Source organism: Streptomyces sp. NBC_01003, from assembly GCF_045162695.1.
In the GTDB taxonomy this organism is placed as follows: domain Bacteria; phylum Actinomycetota; class Actinomycetes; order Streptomycetales; family Streptomycetaceae; genus Streptomyces.
The window spans coordinates 2,714,709-2,728,353 of record NZ_CP108707.1 but is presented as its reverse complement, the minus strand read 5'-3'; the positions used below and the strand labels follow the sequence as shown (position 1 = coordinate 2,728,353).

13 protein-coding genes are annotated in these 13,645 nt (G+C 73.3%); 8 read left to right on the top strand and 5 right to left on the bottom strand.

Going from position 1 to position 13,645, the window contains the following annotated elements:
• Positions 1-162: 162 nt before the first annotated feature.
• From OG698_RS12590 to OG698_RS12580, 3 genes are all read right to left on the bottom strand, one after another.
• Positions 163-900, bottom strand: a complete 738-nt coding sequence (locus OG698_RS12590) for an SIR2 family NAD-dependent protein deacylase (protein WP_406103163.1) — start codon at positions 898-900, stop codon at positions 163-165.
• 71 nt (positions 901-971) lie between these two features.
• Entirely contained in the window at positions 972-1,469 is a 498-nt protein-coding gene (locus OG698_RS12585; RefSeq protein ID WP_406103162.1) for an NUDIX domain-containing protein, read from the bottom strand.
• Between the two features lie 35 nt (positions 1,470-1,504).
• The gene (locus OG698_RS12580) at positions 1,505-2,575 is read right to left on the bottom strand and encodes an ADP-ribosylglycohydrolase family protein (RefSeq protein ID WP_406103161.1); all 1,071 of its coding nucleotides are present in this window, start codon (positions 2,573-2,575) and stop codon (positions 1,505-1,507) included.
• 261 nt (positions 2,576-2,836) lie between these two features.
• On the opposite strand from OG698_RS12580, the gene OG698_RS12575 reads away from it, so the two are divergent.
• Positions 2,837-3,988 carry a glycerate kinase gene (locus OG698_RS12575; RefSeq protein ID WP_399967928.1) on the top strand — a complete coding sequence of 384 codons (1,152 nt, stop codon included), beginning with the start codon at positions 2,837-2,839 and terminating at the stop codon, positions 3,986-3,988.
• A gap of 46 nt (positions 3,989-4,034) precedes the next feature.
• Here the strand turns inward: OG698_RS12575 and OG698_RS12570 are convergent, their stop codons facing one another.
• Positions 4,035-5,234 carry a helix-turn-helix domain-containing protein gene (locus tag OG698_RS12570; protein ID WP_329569035.1) on the bottom strand — a complete coding sequence of 400 codons (1,200 nt, stop codon included), beginning with the start codon at positions 5,232-5,234 and terminating at the stop codon, positions 4,035-4,037.
• 283 nt (positions 5,235-5,517) lie between these two features.
• On the opposite strand from OG698_RS12570, the gene OG698_RS12565 reads away from it, so the two are divergent.
• The 5 genes from OG698_RS12565 to OG698_RS12545 are packed head-to-tail and all read left to right on the top strand — an operon-like array spanning position 5,518 to position 10,450.
• Positions 5,518-6,330: an ABC transporter ATP-binding protein gene (locus OG698_RS12565; RefSeq protein WP_406103160.1), complete on the top strand. Its 813-nt coding sequence runs from the start codon at positions 5,518-5,520 to the stop codon at positions 6,328-6,330.
• Positions 6,327-7,178 (top strand): ABC transporter ATP-binding protein, encoded by an 852-nt coding sequence (locus tag OG698_RS12560; RefSeq protein ID WP_406103159.1) that lies wholly within the window; start codon positions 6,327-6,329, stop codon positions 7,176-7,178. Before OG698_RS12565 ends, OG698_RS12560 begins: the two co-directional genes overlap by 4 nt.
• Positions 7,175-8,065: a branched-chain amino acid ABC transporter permease gene (locus tag OG698_RS12555; RefSeq protein ID WP_399967935.1), complete on the top strand. Its 891-nt coding sequence runs from the start codon at positions 7,175-7,177 to the stop codon at positions 8,063-8,065. Before OG698_RS12560 ends, OG698_RS12555 begins: the two co-directional genes overlap by 4 nt.
• On the top strand, positions 8,058-9,170 hold the full coding sequence (locus tag OG698_RS12550) for a branched-chain amino acid ABC transporter permease (RefSeq protein WP_406103158.1): 1,113 nt from the start codon (positions 8,058-8,060) through the stop codon (positions 9,168-9,170). The genes OG698_RS12555 and OG698_RS12550 overlap by 8 nt, the downstream gene beginning before the upstream one ends.
• Positions 9,167-10,450 (top strand): ABC transporter substrate-binding protein, encoded by a 1,284-nt coding sequence (locus tag OG698_RS12545; RefSeq protein ID WP_406103157.1) that lies wholly within the window; start codon positions 9,167-9,169, stop codon positions 10,448-10,450. Before OG698_RS12550 ends, OG698_RS12545 begins: the two co-directional genes overlap by 4 nt.
• Here the strand turns inward: OG698_RS12545 and OG698_RS12540 are convergent.
• Positions 10,429-11,280 (bottom strand): PaaX family transcriptional regulator C-terminal domain-containing protein, encoded by an 852-nt coding sequence (locus tag OG698_RS12540; protein ID WP_406103156.1) that lies wholly within the window; start codon positions 11,278-11,280, stop codon positions 10,429-10,431. The two genes, OG698_RS12545 and OG698_RS12540, sit on opposite strands and share 22 nt — an antisense overlap.
• A 97-nt stretch (positions 11,281-11,377) precedes the next feature.
• Here OG698_RS12540 and OG698_RS12535 point away from each other — a divergent pair, with 97 nt between their 5' ends.
• Together OG698_RS12535 and OG698_RS12530 are read left to right on the top strand one after the other, a co-directional pair.
• Positions 11,378-12,583, top strand: coding sequence for an LLM class flavin-dependent oxidoreductase (locus OG698_RS12535; RefSeq protein ID WP_406103155.1), 1,206 nt, complete (start codon positions 11,378-11,380; stop codon positions 12,581-12,583).
• Entirely contained in the window at positions 12,580-13,626 is a 1,047-nt protein-coding gene (locus tag OG698_RS12530; protein ID WP_406103154.1) for a zinc-binding dehydrogenase, read from the top strand. The genes OG698_RS12535 and OG698_RS12530 overlap by 4 nt, the downstream gene beginning before the upstream one ends.
• The last annotated feature ends 19 nt before the right edge of the window (positions 13,627-13,645 follow it).

Sequence of the window (13,645 nt, the reverse complement as noted above, 5' to 3'; positions counted from 1 at the left end):
GCAGGGTCCGCCGGACCGGCCCTGGGATCGTTCGTCTGGATCGGGCTGGATCAGGGGGCGGGGTGATGGGGGTCCCCTGCTCGAGCGCAGTCGAGAGCTCGGGGGAGTGCGTGCCGGACCCTGTTGGACCCGGTGAGCCCGACATGATCCGAACGAGAGGCCCTAGGGGTGCGCCGTGCCGAGTTGGCGCAGCAGCTTCGGCAGCGCGGTGCCGATGGGTTCGCGGATGACTTCGTCGGCCAGTTCGTCGTACGGCGTCGCCTCGGCGTTCACGATGACGAGCCGCGCCCCATGATCCGCGGCAACACCGGCGAGCCCGGCGGCGGGCTGCACCTGAAGACTGCTCCCCACGGCGACGAACACCTGACACGCCTTGGTGATCGCGACGGCCTCACCCAGCACCACCGGATCGAGCCGCTCCCCGAACATCACGGTCGCCGACTTGAGGATCCCCCCGCACTCCAGGCACGGCGGATCGTCCTCCCCAGCCTCGACCCGGACGAGGGCGTCCTCCATGGGCCCACGCGCATGACAGCCGGTACACACGAAACTCCGTGCGGAGCCGTGCAGTTCGAGGACCTTGCGCGCGGGCATCCCGGCGAGCTGGTGCAGCCCGTCCACGTTCTGCGTGATCACCCGCACGGGCACACCGGCCCGCTCCAGATCGGCGACGGCCCGGTGCGCGCCGTTCGGCTCGGCGGCAAGGGTCCGGTTCTTCCGCCGCATCTGCCACGACCGGCGCCGGATCTCCGGATCCCCCATGTAGTACTCGTACGTGACGAGCTTCTCCGCCTCCGGATCGCGCCGCCACAGACCGTTCGGCCCGCGGTAGTCCGGGATCCCGGAGTCCGTGGAGATGCCTGCACCACTGAGAATCGCGACGAGAGGCTGCGTGCTCATGCCGCCGAGGGTAGGCGCCCCTCCGGGCGAACCGCGAGGCGATATCGGCGCGCGCGCCGCACCAGGCCGGGTCAGCTCACGCGCTTGCCGTCCTCCAGTTCCGCCGTTCCCTCGCCCCGCGTGAGGACGTCGAGGGCCGTGAGGACGCGGCGGCCGAGTGAGCCCGGCACGTACTCCGGCAGGTCGGGCCGGTCCACGAGGCGCCAGGAGAGCAGTTCCTCCTCCTGGAGCTTGATCGCCTTGAAGCGGTCCTCGTCCAGGACCCCGCCGTCGTACAGATAGGCCACGAGCGGCGGTCGCGCGGGCGTGCCCGGCACCCAGTCGACCACGAGCAGCCGGCCGAGCTCCACGTCGAGGCCGATCTCCTCGGCGGTCTCGCGCCGGGCGCCCTGGCGCGGGGTCTCCCCGGTGTCGGACTCGACGGTGCCGCCCGGCAGCGCCCACCCGTCGCGGTAGTTCGGCTCGACGAGCAGCACGCGCCCCTCGGAGTCACGGAAGAGTGCGGCGGCGCCGCACAGGACGCGAGGGAGGCCCGCGATGTACGCGGCGAACTCGGCGGAGGCAGTCATGAAGGAAGCCTAACGACCGTGTGCCGGGACCCGGGTCAGCCGGGCTGCGCCTCGGCCAACTCGACCGTACGCGCGGCGAGTTCGCTGATCCGCGCGCCGTCGAACCCGAACACCGCGCTGCGCACCCGGTCCTCCAGCGGGTCCTTCCACTGCGCCGGGATCGCCGCGGCGCCGCACAGCACACCGGCCACGGACCCGGCCGTCGCACCGTTCGAGTCGGTGTCCAGGCCGCCGCGCACCGTGAGCGCGAGGGTGCGGGTGAAGTCCCCGTCGCCGTACAGGAGCCCGGCCGTGATGACGGCCGCGTTCGGGACCGTGTGGATCCAGCCGAGCCCGGCCGTCTCCTCCTCCAGCGTCGCGAGCGTCTCCTCCCAGCTCAGCCGCGACTCGTGGAGTGTGGCAGTGCGGCGCACCGTACGGGCCAGCCGGCTGCTCGCCGGGATCACGGTGAGCGCGGTGTCGAGCGCGCGGCGCGGGTCCGGCGCCGTGAACGCCGCCGCGACGAGCGCCGCCGCCCACATCGCGCCGTACACGCCGTTGCCCGTATGGGACAGGGCCGCGTCGCGGCGCGCGAGGGAGGCCGCGCGGCGCGGGTCGCCCGGACACGTCCAGCCGAAGATGTCGGCACGGATCAGCGCGCCGATCCACTCCTGGTACGGATTGTCGAACGTCGCCGTGAGCGGCGGCTTCAGCCCGTTCGCGAGATTGCGGTACGCCGCCCGCTCCGCGGTGAACGTCTGCAGATACGGCAGCCTCATCAGCCACAGATCACCCACCTGTTCCGTGGAGAAGGCGAAGCCGTGCGTCTCCAGGAGATGCAGGCCGAGGATCGCGTAGTCCACGTCGTCGTCCCGGCAGCTGCCGTGGATCCGCCCGCGCACGCACTGCCGCCACTCGGGGCGCAGCGCGAGGCCGTCGGACTCTTCGGCGGGTTCGGGCAGATAGTCGGTGAGCGGCAGGGCGGCGGCCCGCCGCAGATAGCTGTCGATGCGCGCCCGGGTCCAGTGCTCGCCCTGTTCCACCGGCTTGCCGAGCATGTTGCCCGCGATCCGGCCGAGCCAGCCGCCGAGCACCCGGTCCTGGAGGTCGCTGCCCACTGGGGTCATGTCTTTGGTGTACCCGATGAGGGGCCGCGGTGGGGCGAGGCGTTCCGCGCCGCGCGCCGGACCGTCCGCGCGCAGCGCCCGGCTGATCGATCATTTCTGCCCTCATGGCGCCCCGGTTTGAGCGGGTATAGCAGGACTTATCGTCCGGGCGCGCCGTTTCGCGGACCGGACAGCCATGGGCAGCGGCCCCCACCTCCGGTTAAGGTCGCAGCGGCGCGACTGCCTTGCGCGAGCAAGGCGCGAAAGCAAGGGGAATGCAAGGTGGCGGACGCTGGAGTGACGGCGGAGCACGTGCTCATCGCCGCGGACAAGTTCAAGGGCTCGCTCACGGCCGTGCAGGTCGCGGAGCGGGTCACGGCCGGCCTGCGGCGGATCGCGCCCGGGGTGACGGTCGAGTCCGTGCCCGTCGCGGACGGCGGGGACGGCACGGTGGCCGCGGCCGTGGCGGCCGGTTTCGAGCGCCGCGAGGTACGGGTCACGGGGCCGCTCGGTGACGAGGTCACGGCGGCGTATGCCCTGCGGGACGGCACGGCCGTCGTCGAGATGGCCGAGGCGTCCGGGCTCCAGCTGCTGCCCGAAGGCGTCTTCGCGCCGCTGACCTCGACCACGTACGGGTCCGGCGAACTGCTCGCCGCGGCGCTCGACGCGGGCGCCCGCTCCATCGTCTTCGGCGTGGGCGGCAGCGCCACGACCGACGGCGGCGCCGGAATGCTGGCCGCGCTCGGCGCACGCTTCCTGGACGCGGACGGCAAGCCCGTCGGCCCGGGCGGCGGGCCCCTCGCCGACCTGGCCACGGCCGACCTCTCGGGGCTCGACCCGCGCCTGGCCGACGTGGAGATCGTCCTCGCCAGCGACGTCGACAACCCGCTGACCGGCCCGAAGGGCGCGCCCGCGGTGTACGGCCCGCAGAAGGGCGCGACGTCGGACGACGTCGCCGCCCTGGACGCGGCGCTGGCCCACTTCGCGCGGGTCCTGGCCACGTCGATCGGCCCGAAGGCACTCGAGTACGCCGACTCGCCCGGCGCCGGAGCCGCCGGCGGCATCGGCTACGGCGCCCTCGTCGGCCTCGGAGCGGGCTTCCGGGCCGGCATCGAGGTCATGCTCGACGTCCTCGGCTTCGCGCCCGCGCTCGCCCGCGCCACCCTCGTCATCACGGGCGAGGGTTCCCTCGACGAGCAGACGCTCCACGGCAAGGCCCCGGCGGGCGTCGCCGCGGCGGCCCGCGCGGCGGGCGTCGAGGTCGTGGCGGTCTGCGGCCGCCTCGCCCTTCCCCCGGAGGCCCTGGGCCGCGCGGGCATCCGCCGCGCCTACGCCCTCACGGACGTGGAGCCGGACGTGGCCCGCTGCATCGCCGAGGCAGGCCCGATCCTGGAGACGGTGGCGGAGCGGATCGCCCGCGATTTCCTCGTGTGACGGGTGACGCCTGACGCGTGACGTGCGCCGGGGTGAGGGGTGATCCTCATCCCGGCGAGAGCCGGTACGCGTCGAGGGCCAGGGTCATCTCCATCAGGTCGCGCGGTCGGGACAGTGACCTGGACGTCAGCTGTTCGAGGCGGCGCAGGCGGTTGAAGACCGTGTTGCGGTGACAGTAGAGGCGGCCCGCCGCCCGGCCCGCCGAGCCCTCGCAGGACAGCCACGCGTCGAGCGTTTCGAGCAGCACCGCCCGGTCGCCCGGCTCCAGCGCGAGAACCTCGCCGAACACGTCCGTGACCAGGCGGCCCGCAAGCTCGGGCTGGCTGACCACCAGGGCCGTCGGCATGCGCCGGTCGAGCCGGACGATCCCGGTCGCGTCCGGCGGGCAGGTGCGCAGGGCGAGTTCGGCCAGGCGCCGCGCGTGCCCCAGCTCCGCGAGCCCGGCCACCACGGGGCTGACCCCGCCGGGCCCCGGGCACCGCCCGTCCAGGAGTGCCGTCAGCTCGTCCAGCCCCTCGCCGCTGCCGAGCGCGACCACACCGACCTCGCAGTCCGTCCGCATCCGCCAGATGAACCGGAAGCCCGGGTTCTGGATCCGCCGGTGGAACGCCTCGCGCCCGTCGCGCCGGTCGACGCGCAGCACCACCACCGCGTACGGGCCGTGCTCCGGCAGATCGAGCCCGGCGGCGGCCCGCGCCGCCAGGCCCGGCGCGGGCCTGCCCTCGAGAAGCGCGTCGAGGAGTGCCTGCAACTGCTCGTCCGTGCGCCGCCGCAGCTCCATCTCGGTGGCGCGGTACGCCTCGGCCGCCGCCGCGGCCTGCGCGTCCACCGCCGCCCACACCATCGTCGCCGACCGCATGAGCACGGCCAGCTTCTCCGGGTCCTGCCCGGCGGGGCTCTCCAGCAGCGCGTCCCACACCAGATAGCCCGCGTTGCGGTACGCGTGCACGAGCAGGTCGACCGGCAGCCCCTGACCGGCGCGGCGCCGGCCCGACTCCTCCGCGTACTCCAGGTCCCGCCGGGGCGACGTGCGCGGGGCGACGATCGTCTCGATGCCGATGCGCATCGCCTCCTCGGCCTCGCGCCACTGGACGTCGTACGGCAGCACCCGCCCGTACACCTCCGAGTACGCGGAGAGCTGGCGCAGATGCTCGTCCACCAGTTCCGGCACCCGTTCCAGCAACTCCGTGCACGTCTCCCTCAGGAGTCTCCAGTCCTGGCCGGTGCGAGGCCTGCGCCTGCTCATCGCCCCTCCCCACGGTCCACCGCGGCAAGGGCGTCGCGCGGTGGTCCCGTGCGGAGGATGTCACCGCACGGCCGCGTCCGGCAGGCCCCTGACGCGGGGTGTTGTGCCCGTGCACAACCGACGCCGGTGAGCGCTGGTCACCCGCAGCGATTCGCCCGCGGCCCGTGGACGGGCCGCCCCGGCGGTGCTGGGGTGAGCGCCACGCGGCGCACCGGCCCGCTCCATGTGGCGAGCGACGGCACCTGAGCGACGGCACCCAAGACACGGCACCTAGGGGGTACGGGTGGCAGATTCCGGACTGGTCGTCGACGGCGTGTCCGTCGGCTACGGGCCCGTACGCGCCCTGCGCGACGTGTCCCTGTACGTGCCCGAGGGCGCCGTCGTCGCGGTGCTCGGCAACAACGGAGCCGGCAAGTCGACGCTCCTGAGGGCAATTTCTCGCACCCTCGGCTTCCAGCGCGGCGCGGTCACCGCGGGCACGATCCGCTTCCGCGGCCGGCCCCTGGACGGGCTCGCCCCGGACCGGGTCGTCGCCGTCGGAATCGCCCAAGTCCCGGAGGGCAGGCGGGTGTTCGCCCGTATGACCGTGGCCGACAACCTGCGCGCGGGGGCGCTCGGCTCCGCCGGTTCCCGGGCCGCGAAGGCGGCCGCACTGCGCCGCGTCCACGAACTGTTCCCGGTCCTCGCCGACCGAGGGACCCAGCGCGCAGGGCTCCTGTCCGGCGGCGAGCAGCAGATGCTGGCCGTGGGCAGGGCCCTGATGGCCTCTCCGCAACTGCTGCTCCTGGACGAACCGTCCCTGGGCCTCGCCCCGTTGATGGCCGCGCGGATCGCCGAGACGGTCCTGGAGATCAACGCACAGGGCACCGCGGTCCTGCTCGTCGAGCAGAACGCGGCCCTCGCGCTCCGCCTCGCCTCGCAGGCATACGTCCTCGACGTCGGAGAGGTCGCGGTCGAGGGTCCGGCGGCGGACCTCGCCGCGTCCGACGAGATCCGCCGCCGCTACCTGGGGGTCGTGGACGAGACGGCGGCCGCCGACGCGACCCGCGGCGCCGAGACGCTCCCGTCCCTGCCCCGCTGGGGAGGCCCGCGATGACCCCGGAGCCCGCACAGGTGCCACAGGAGCCGGACCCGGACCCGAACGACGCGCGGCCCGACCCGGGCGCCCCCGACATCCCGCCCCTCCACGTCCGCGACCTCACCGTCCGCTTCTCAGGCCTCACCGCCCTCGACGCCGTCGGCTTCACCGTCCGCCCCGGTACCGTCCACGCCCTCATCGGGCCCAACGGCGCCGGGAAGTCCACCTGTTTCAACGTGCTGTCCGGTGTCTACCGAGCCACCACCGGCAGCGTCCGCTTCGGCGGGCACGAGCTCACCGGGATGTCCGCCCACCGCATCGCCGGACTCGGCGTCGCCCGGATCTTCCAGAACCTCGCGCTGCCGCCCCGCGACACCGTCGAGGACTGCCTGATGCTCGGCCGGCACCGGCTGACCAGCGCCGGGTTCCTGGCCGCCGGCCTGCGGCTGCCCGCCGCCGCACGCGAGGAGCGCAGGCACCGCGAACGCGTCAGAGAGATCGCCGCGTTCGTCGGCATCGAGCACCAACTCGCCAGCCCCGCAGGCTCGTTGCCGTACGGGCAGCAGAAGCTCGCCGAACTGGCCCGCGCCCTGTGCATGGAGCCGCGTCTCCTGCTGCTCGACGAGCCCGTCGCAGGGATGACCGCGCGGGAGCGCGCCCGTACCGCCGGTGTCATCGCCGGGGTCCGCGACAGCCTCGGCATCTCGATCGTCCTGGTGGAACACGACATGGGGGTGGTGATGCGGCTCGCCGACGCCGTGACCGTGCTCGACTTCGGCCGGCTCATCGCCGACGGCACCCCGGACGACGTACAGAACGACCCCGCCGTCGTCCGCGCCTACCTGGGAGAGGGAACCGCGTCGTGAGCACCTTCGTCGAACTCCTCCTCAACGGTGTCTCGTTGGGAGCCGTCTACGCCCTGATCGCCCTCGGGTTCGTCGTCATCTTCCGCGCCACCGAGGTGGTGAACTTCGCGCACGCCTCGCTGCTCCTCGCCGGCGGATACATCACCGCGTCGCTGCACGAGAGCCTCGGGTTCTGGCCCGCGCTGCTCGCCGGGATCGCGGGCGCCGCCGTCGTGGGCGCCGCGGTGGAGTTCCTCGTGATGCGCCGCTACCGGGGCTCCGACCACGCCGTCCTCGCCATCGTCACCATCGGCGTCGACATCCTGCTCACCACGGAGCTGACGCGCCGCCTCGGCACCGACGTCCTCTCCCTCGGCGACCCGTGGGGCGACGACGTGCTCACCGTCGGGCAGGTCTCCGTCGCCCACACGCGGATCGCCGCGTTCGTGGTCGCCGCGCTCCTGATCACGGTCTTCCTGCTGGCGTTCCGGTACACGTCGTGGGGCGTCGCGATGCGCGCCGCCGCCGAGAGCCAGGAGACCGCCGCGCTGATGGGCGTACGCCTGGGCAGGGTCTCCCTCGGCGCCTGGGCCGTGGCCGGGGGACTCGCGGCCGTGGCCGCGCTCTTCCTCACCGTCTTCCCGACGCCCGGCCTGGAACGCGCCACGTCGCTCGCCGCCCTCAAGGCGTTCCCCGCCGCGATACTCGGCGGCCTCGACTCCACCACCGGAGCGCTGGTCGGTGGCCTCCTCGTGGGTGTGACCGAGTCCATGGCCACCGGATACCAGAGCGAACTCACCTTCATGGGGCGCGGGTTGGGCGATGTCGCGCCCTACCTCGTGATGACCGCCATCCTGCTCATCAGGCCCGCCGGCCTCTTCGGCACGAAGGAGCTCGCCCGTGTCTGAGGCCGTCACCCGCACCGAGCGGCCCGCGCGCAGGTCCGTCCACCGGCCCGCGCTCCTGGCCCGCCGCCGCACCTACGTCTGGGCCGCGGGGGCGGTCCTCCTGCTCGCCCTGCCCTTCTACGTCGACCGGTTCTGGCTCCAGGCGGGCCTGTTCGCGATGGCGGCCGCGATCGGCGCGACCGGCCTCAACCTCCTCACCGGCGCGACCGGCCAGCTCTCCATGGGCCACGCGTTCTTCCTGGCCGTGGGGGCGTACGGGTACTGCGTGTTCGCCGGCGACGGAGCCGACGGCCTGACCGGGCTCGGGCTGCCGACCTGGCTCGCGGCCGTCCTCGCGGTCCTCGTCGCCGGGGTCGCGGGCGGCGTCTTCAGCCCCATCGCGGGCCGTCTGCGCGGCGCCTACCTCGGCATCGCCACCCTCGCCCTGATCTTCATCGGCCAGCACGTGCTCTTCAACGCCCGCGACCTGACGGGCGGCTTCAACGGACGCGACGTACCGCCCCTGAGCCTGTTCGGGCTCACCTTCGACGACCGTGAACTCGTCGTCGCCGACGTGCCGTTCGGGTCCGCGGAGAAGCTCTGGTACGTGGGGCTCGTACTGCTCCTGGCCGGCGGACTCTTCGCGCGCGGCGTGCTGCGCGGCCGCCCGGGACGCGCCATGAACGCGATCCGCGACCACCGCGTCGCCGCCGGGGTCATCGGTGTGCCCGTCGCCCGCTACCGCGCGGCGGTCTTCGTCCTGTCGTCGATGTACGCGGGCCTCGCCGGGGTGCTCCTCGCGCTCGTCTTCCAGCGGACCGTGCCCGAGTACTTCGGCATGACGCTGTCCCTCGACTACCTCGCCATGATCGTCATCGGCGGGCTCGGCTCGGTGTCGGGCGCCGTCATCGGCGCGGCCTTCGTCTCGCTGCTGCCCCAGATCCTCACGCGCTACAGCGACCTGCTCCCGCTCGTCTCCGCGCCGGGGACCGGCGGGATCGCACCGGGCGAGGCGGCCCGGTACCTCTACGGCGCCGCCGTCGTGGCGGTGGTGCTCTTCCTGCCCGGCGGCCTGGTGAGGATCACCGCCCGGCAGGGCAGGCCAACTCCCCAGGAGGACACATGACGTCCCGCGCAACCATCCTCAGGGCCACCGCGCTGGCGGCGGCCACCCTGCTCGCGCTCACCGCGTGCAGCTCCAAGGCGAAGGACACCGGAGGTGACGGCGACAAGGGCGGCAAGGCGGGCGCGGGCGGCGTCAAGACCGGAGAGGGCATCTCCGGGAAAACGATCACGCTCGGCGCCCTCACCGACATGACGGGCGTCTACGCCACCCTCGGCAAGAGCGTCACCCAGGCGCAGCAGCTGTACGTGAAGCAGACGAACGCGGCCGGCGGCATCTGCGGCTACAAGCTGTCCCTCACCGTCCGCGACCACGGCTACGACCCGCAGAAGGCCGTCGCCGGATACACCGAACTGGCCCCGAAGGTGCTCGGCTTCACCCAGTTCATCGGGTCGCCGTTCGTCGCCGCGGTCAAGCAGCGCATCGACGGCCAGGACAAGGGCCTCGTCCTGCCGCAGGCCTGGTCGGCGAGCCTGCTCGGCAGCCCGTACGTGCGCGTCATCGGCTCGACGTACGACCTGGAGACGATCAACGCGATCGACTTCCTGATGAAGGAAAAGGGCCTCGAGAAGGGCGACAAGCTCGGGCACGTCTACTTCGAGGGCGACTACGGCGAGAGCGCGCTCAAGGGCTCCCGCTACATGGCGGGGAAGTCCGGCCTGACCGTCGTCGAGCAGAAGATCAAGCCGACGGACAACGACATGACCGCACAGGTCGCCGCCCTGAAGAAGGCAGGCGTGAAGGGCATCGTGATCAGTGCGGGCCCGCGCCAGGCGGCCTCCCTCGTCGGGGTCGCCGCGGCCGGCGGCTTCGACGTGCCCGTCATCGGCAACAACTCGGCCTTCGCCCCGCAGCTCCTCGCGACCCAGGCGGGTCCCGCGCTGATGAAGAACTACTACGTCGCGTCGCCGTCCCTGCCCATCGGCGCCGAGACACCCAAGGCGCAGAAGCTGGTCGCGGACTACAAGGCGGCCTATCCGAAGGACTCCCTCGACAACGGCGTCGTGGCCGGCTGGACCGCGGCCTCCGTCTTCGGTGACGCCCTGAAGAAGGCCTGCGCGAGCAAGGACCTCACCCGCGAAGGCGTCGACAAGGCCCTCCTGACGATCGACGCCTTCGACAACGGCTTCGGCGTCACCCAGGACTTCAGCGACCCGAAGTCCCCGTCTTCCAACCAGTCGGTGATCCTGCAGCCCGACAAGTCGGTGACGGGCGGCATGAAGGTCGTACGCGAGGCACAGGAGTCGGAGGTCGCCAAGGGCTACACACCGCCTGCGGCCTGATCCCCGGTGAGGCCGCGCCAGTAGCGGTCGGCGGGCTCCCGCAGCGCCCGCCACGCGTCGACGAACAGCCGGGTCGCTGCGCGGCCCGGCCAGTCGTCCGGCAGCAGCGCGCCCGGTAGCCGCGGATCCCGCTCGAACGTCCCGCGCCAGGCGTGCACCAGCCGGGTCCTGGCCACGAAAGCGGCAGCGTCGCCGGACGCCGTTCCTGCCGCGCGGAGGTCACCGAAGCGCGCCACGAACCGCTCGTGGCTCTCCCGGACCGCGACCAGGTCCCAGGCCCGCTCGATGAGCCGCGCGTCGTCCGGGGTGCGCGACGTCAGCCACAGCGCGTACGGGTCGAGGCCCTGCTCGTACAGCAGCTCACGCAGCACCGGCACACCACCGGCGTCGGCGGCCACCCAGACGCCCTGCCCGAGCGGTCCGAACCCCTCGAACGCCAACTGCTGTTCCACCAGCGCCCGTTCACGCCACTCTCCGGCCGGTACGCGCAGCAGTAGCTGCTGCCACTCGCCGCCCCAGGCCGTCTCGTCGACCGCGCGCTCCAGCCGGTGCGTCCACGCGGTGAGCAGCGTCACCAGGCGCGGCTCCAGGACGAGGCGGGTCCTGCGCCCGGCCGGCGCCGTGCGCACCCAGCCCTCCCGCGCGAGCCGCGTCAGAGCGCGTCGCGTCGCGGCCTCACCGATGCCGCAGGCGCCGAGCGCACCCACGACGGCCCCGGACCACACCTTCTCGTCGCCGGGATAGCGGACGTACTCGCCGAGGACGGTGAGCGCGAGCGTGCGCGCACTGGGCGACCCGTCGCCCCGCCGCCGGGTCCGTGGCTCTTCCAACTCCCGCTCCCTCTGCCGCTGTTGCCGTGTGCGCCTGTTGATTTGTGCGCCGCGCCGCTATAGGACGTAAGAAGCACGATGCCCGACCTTATGTCTCATGTCCTGGCCGACGAAAGGCGTACGCGTGCACCCTTCAGCGCCTCAACCGCCCACGCGCTTCGGCGCGTTCATCGCCCCGTACCACGGAACCGACGGCAGCCCCGCCCTCCAGATCCGCGGCGACCTCGACCTGGTCCGCCATCTCGACGCCCTCGGCTACGACGAGGCATGGGTCGGCGAGCACCACTCCGCCGGGTACGAGACCGTCGCGTCGCCCGAGGTGTTCATCGCGGCGGCGGCCGAGCTCACGCACCGGATCAGGCTGGGCACGGGCGTGAACTCCCTGCCGTACCACCACCCCCTGATCCTCGCCGACCGGCTGCTCCAGCTCGACCACCAGACGATGGGGCGGGTCATGTTCGGCGCGGGCCCGGGCCAGCTGGCCTCCGACGCGTTCATGATGGGCATCGACCCGCTGCGTCAGCGCGCCATGATGGCCGAGGCGCTCGACGCGATCGTCCGCCTGGTGCGCGGCGAGACGGTGACCGAGCGGACGGACTGGTACGAGCTCGCCGACGCGCGTCTCCAGCTCGGCCCCTACCGGCCCGAGGGCCTCGACATGGCCGTCGCCTCCACCGTCTCTCCCTCGGGCTCCGTCCAGGCGGGCCGGCACGGCATCGGCCTGCTGTCCCTCGCCGCTGCCGACCCCGCCGGGCTCGCCGCACTGAACGGGAACTGGACGGCCTACGAGAAGTCCTGCGCCCGTCACGGCCACACCGCCGACCGCGCCGCCTGGCGCCTCGTCGTTCCGATGCACCTCGCCGAGACCCGCGAGGCGGCCCGCGAGCAGGCCGCGTACGGCGTGCTGCACCTGGTGCGCTACATCGAGGGCCTGTCCGGCACGGAGCTGCCCTGGGGCCGCACCGCGAAGGACGCGCTCGACCGGTGGACGGCCGAGGGCTTCCCGGTCTTCGGGGTCGCCACCATCGGCACCCCGGACGACGCCCTGGCCCGTATCGAGGCGCTCACCGAGGCCTGCGGCGGCTTCGGCACGCTCCTCCTGCTCGACCTCCCGACCGGCACCCCCGCCGCCAAGCGCCGCAGCTACGAACTGTTCGCGGAGTACGTCGTCCCGCACTGCACCGGCGCGAACCGGCGCCGCACCGCGTCGGCCGCCTGGGCCCACGAGAACAGCGAGCGGTTCGTCGGGGCGATGCGCAGCGCGGTCGAGGCAGCGGTGCGCGGCGGGGGAGAGGTCCGATGAGGGCCGCCGTCCTGCGCCGCGGCCGGTTCGTCGAGGACGACGTGCCCGAGCCCGTGCCGGGCCCCGGACAGGTCCTTGCCGAGCCGCTCGCCACCGGCATCTGCGGCTCCGACCTGTCCGCCGCCCGCCACACCGACGCCTTCCTGCGCGCCTCCCGCGACTCCGGCACCGAGGCGTTCCTGTTCGACCCGGACGCCGACCTGGTCATGGGGCACGAGCTGTGCGCGCGGGTGCTGAGCCCGGGGGAGTGGCAGGGCCGGGTCGTCGTCGGGCTGCCGTGGGCGCTCGACGCGGGCGGCACCCTGCGCACCGTCGGATACGCCACCGCCTTCCCGGGCGGCTTCGGGGAGCGCGTCGTGCTCCAGGAGGCCGCGCTGATCCCGGTGCCCGACCACGTGGCGCCGCATGTCGCCGCGCTCACCGAGCCGCTCGCCGTGGGCTTCGGGAACGTCGCCCGGGCCGCCCTCGAGCTCGGCTCCGGGGCCGTCGTCATCGGGGCGGGGCCCATCGGCCTCGGAGCCGTCGCCGCGCTCGTGGAGCGGGGCGTGGCGCCCGTCGTCGTATCGGAGCCGTCCCCGAGGCGGCGTGACCTCGCCGAGCGCTTCGGCGCGCACGTGTGCGTCGACCCGGCGGCACAGGACCCCTTCGACGCATGGCGGGCGGCCGCGCCCGCGGACACGCCGCTCACGGTCCTGGAGTGCTCGGGCCGGGCCGGCATGTTCAACGAGATCCTGCACAGGGCGCCGCGTCGGACGAGGGTGCTCCTGATCGGGGCCTGCATGACGGAGGACGTCTTCACCCCCGTCGTCGGCCTCTACAAGGACATCACCGTGACCATGTGCATGGCGTACCCGCCGGAGGAGTTCGGCAGGACCCTGGACCGCATCGCGGACGGCACGATCGACGCGGCCGCGCTCGTGACGGGCCAGGTGGGTCTCGGCGGCGTGTCCGCGGCCCTGGACACGCTCCGGCAGCCGGACGACCACGTGAAGGTCCTGGTACGCCCAGGCCTCCCCGGCACCGGCCTGCACCTCGCTCCCTGAGACGGCCGAAGGGCCCCGA

Bases quoted from the DNA above. Each gene is read 5' to 3' on its own strand.
- OG698_RS12590 (WP_406103163.1), bottom strand. From the start codon at position 900: ATGAGCACGCAGCCTCTCGTCGCGATTCTCAGTGGTGCAGGCATCTCC.
- OG698_RS12585 (WP_406103162.1), bottom strand. From the start codon at position 1,469: ATGACTGCCTCCGCCGAGTTCGCCGCGTACATCGCGGGCCTCCCTCGC.
- OG698_RS12580 (WP_406103161.1), bottom strand. From the start codon at position 2,575: ATGACCCCAGTGGGCAGCGACCTCCAGGACCGGGTGCTCGGCGGCTGG.
- OG698_RS12570 (WP_329569035.1), bottom strand. From the start codon at position 5,234: ATGAGCAGGCGCAGGCCTCGCACCGGCCAGGACTGGAGACTCCTGAGG.
- OG698_RS12560 (WP_406103159.1), top strand. From the start codon at position 6,327: ATGACCCCGGAGCCCGCACAGGTGCCACAGGAGCCGGACCCGGACCCG.
- OG698_RS12545 (WP_406103157.1), top strand. From the start codon at position 9,167: ATGACGTCCCGCGCAACCATCCTCAGGGCCACCGCGCTGGCGGCGGCC.
- OG698_RS12535 (WP_406103155.1), top strand. From the start codon at position 11,378: ATGTCCTGGCCGACGAAAGGCGTACGCGTGCACCCTTCAGCGCCTCAA.
- OG698_RS12530 (WP_406103154.1), top strand. From the start codon at position 12,580: ATGAGGGCCGCCGTCCTGCGCCGCGGCCGGTTCGTCGAGGACGACGTG.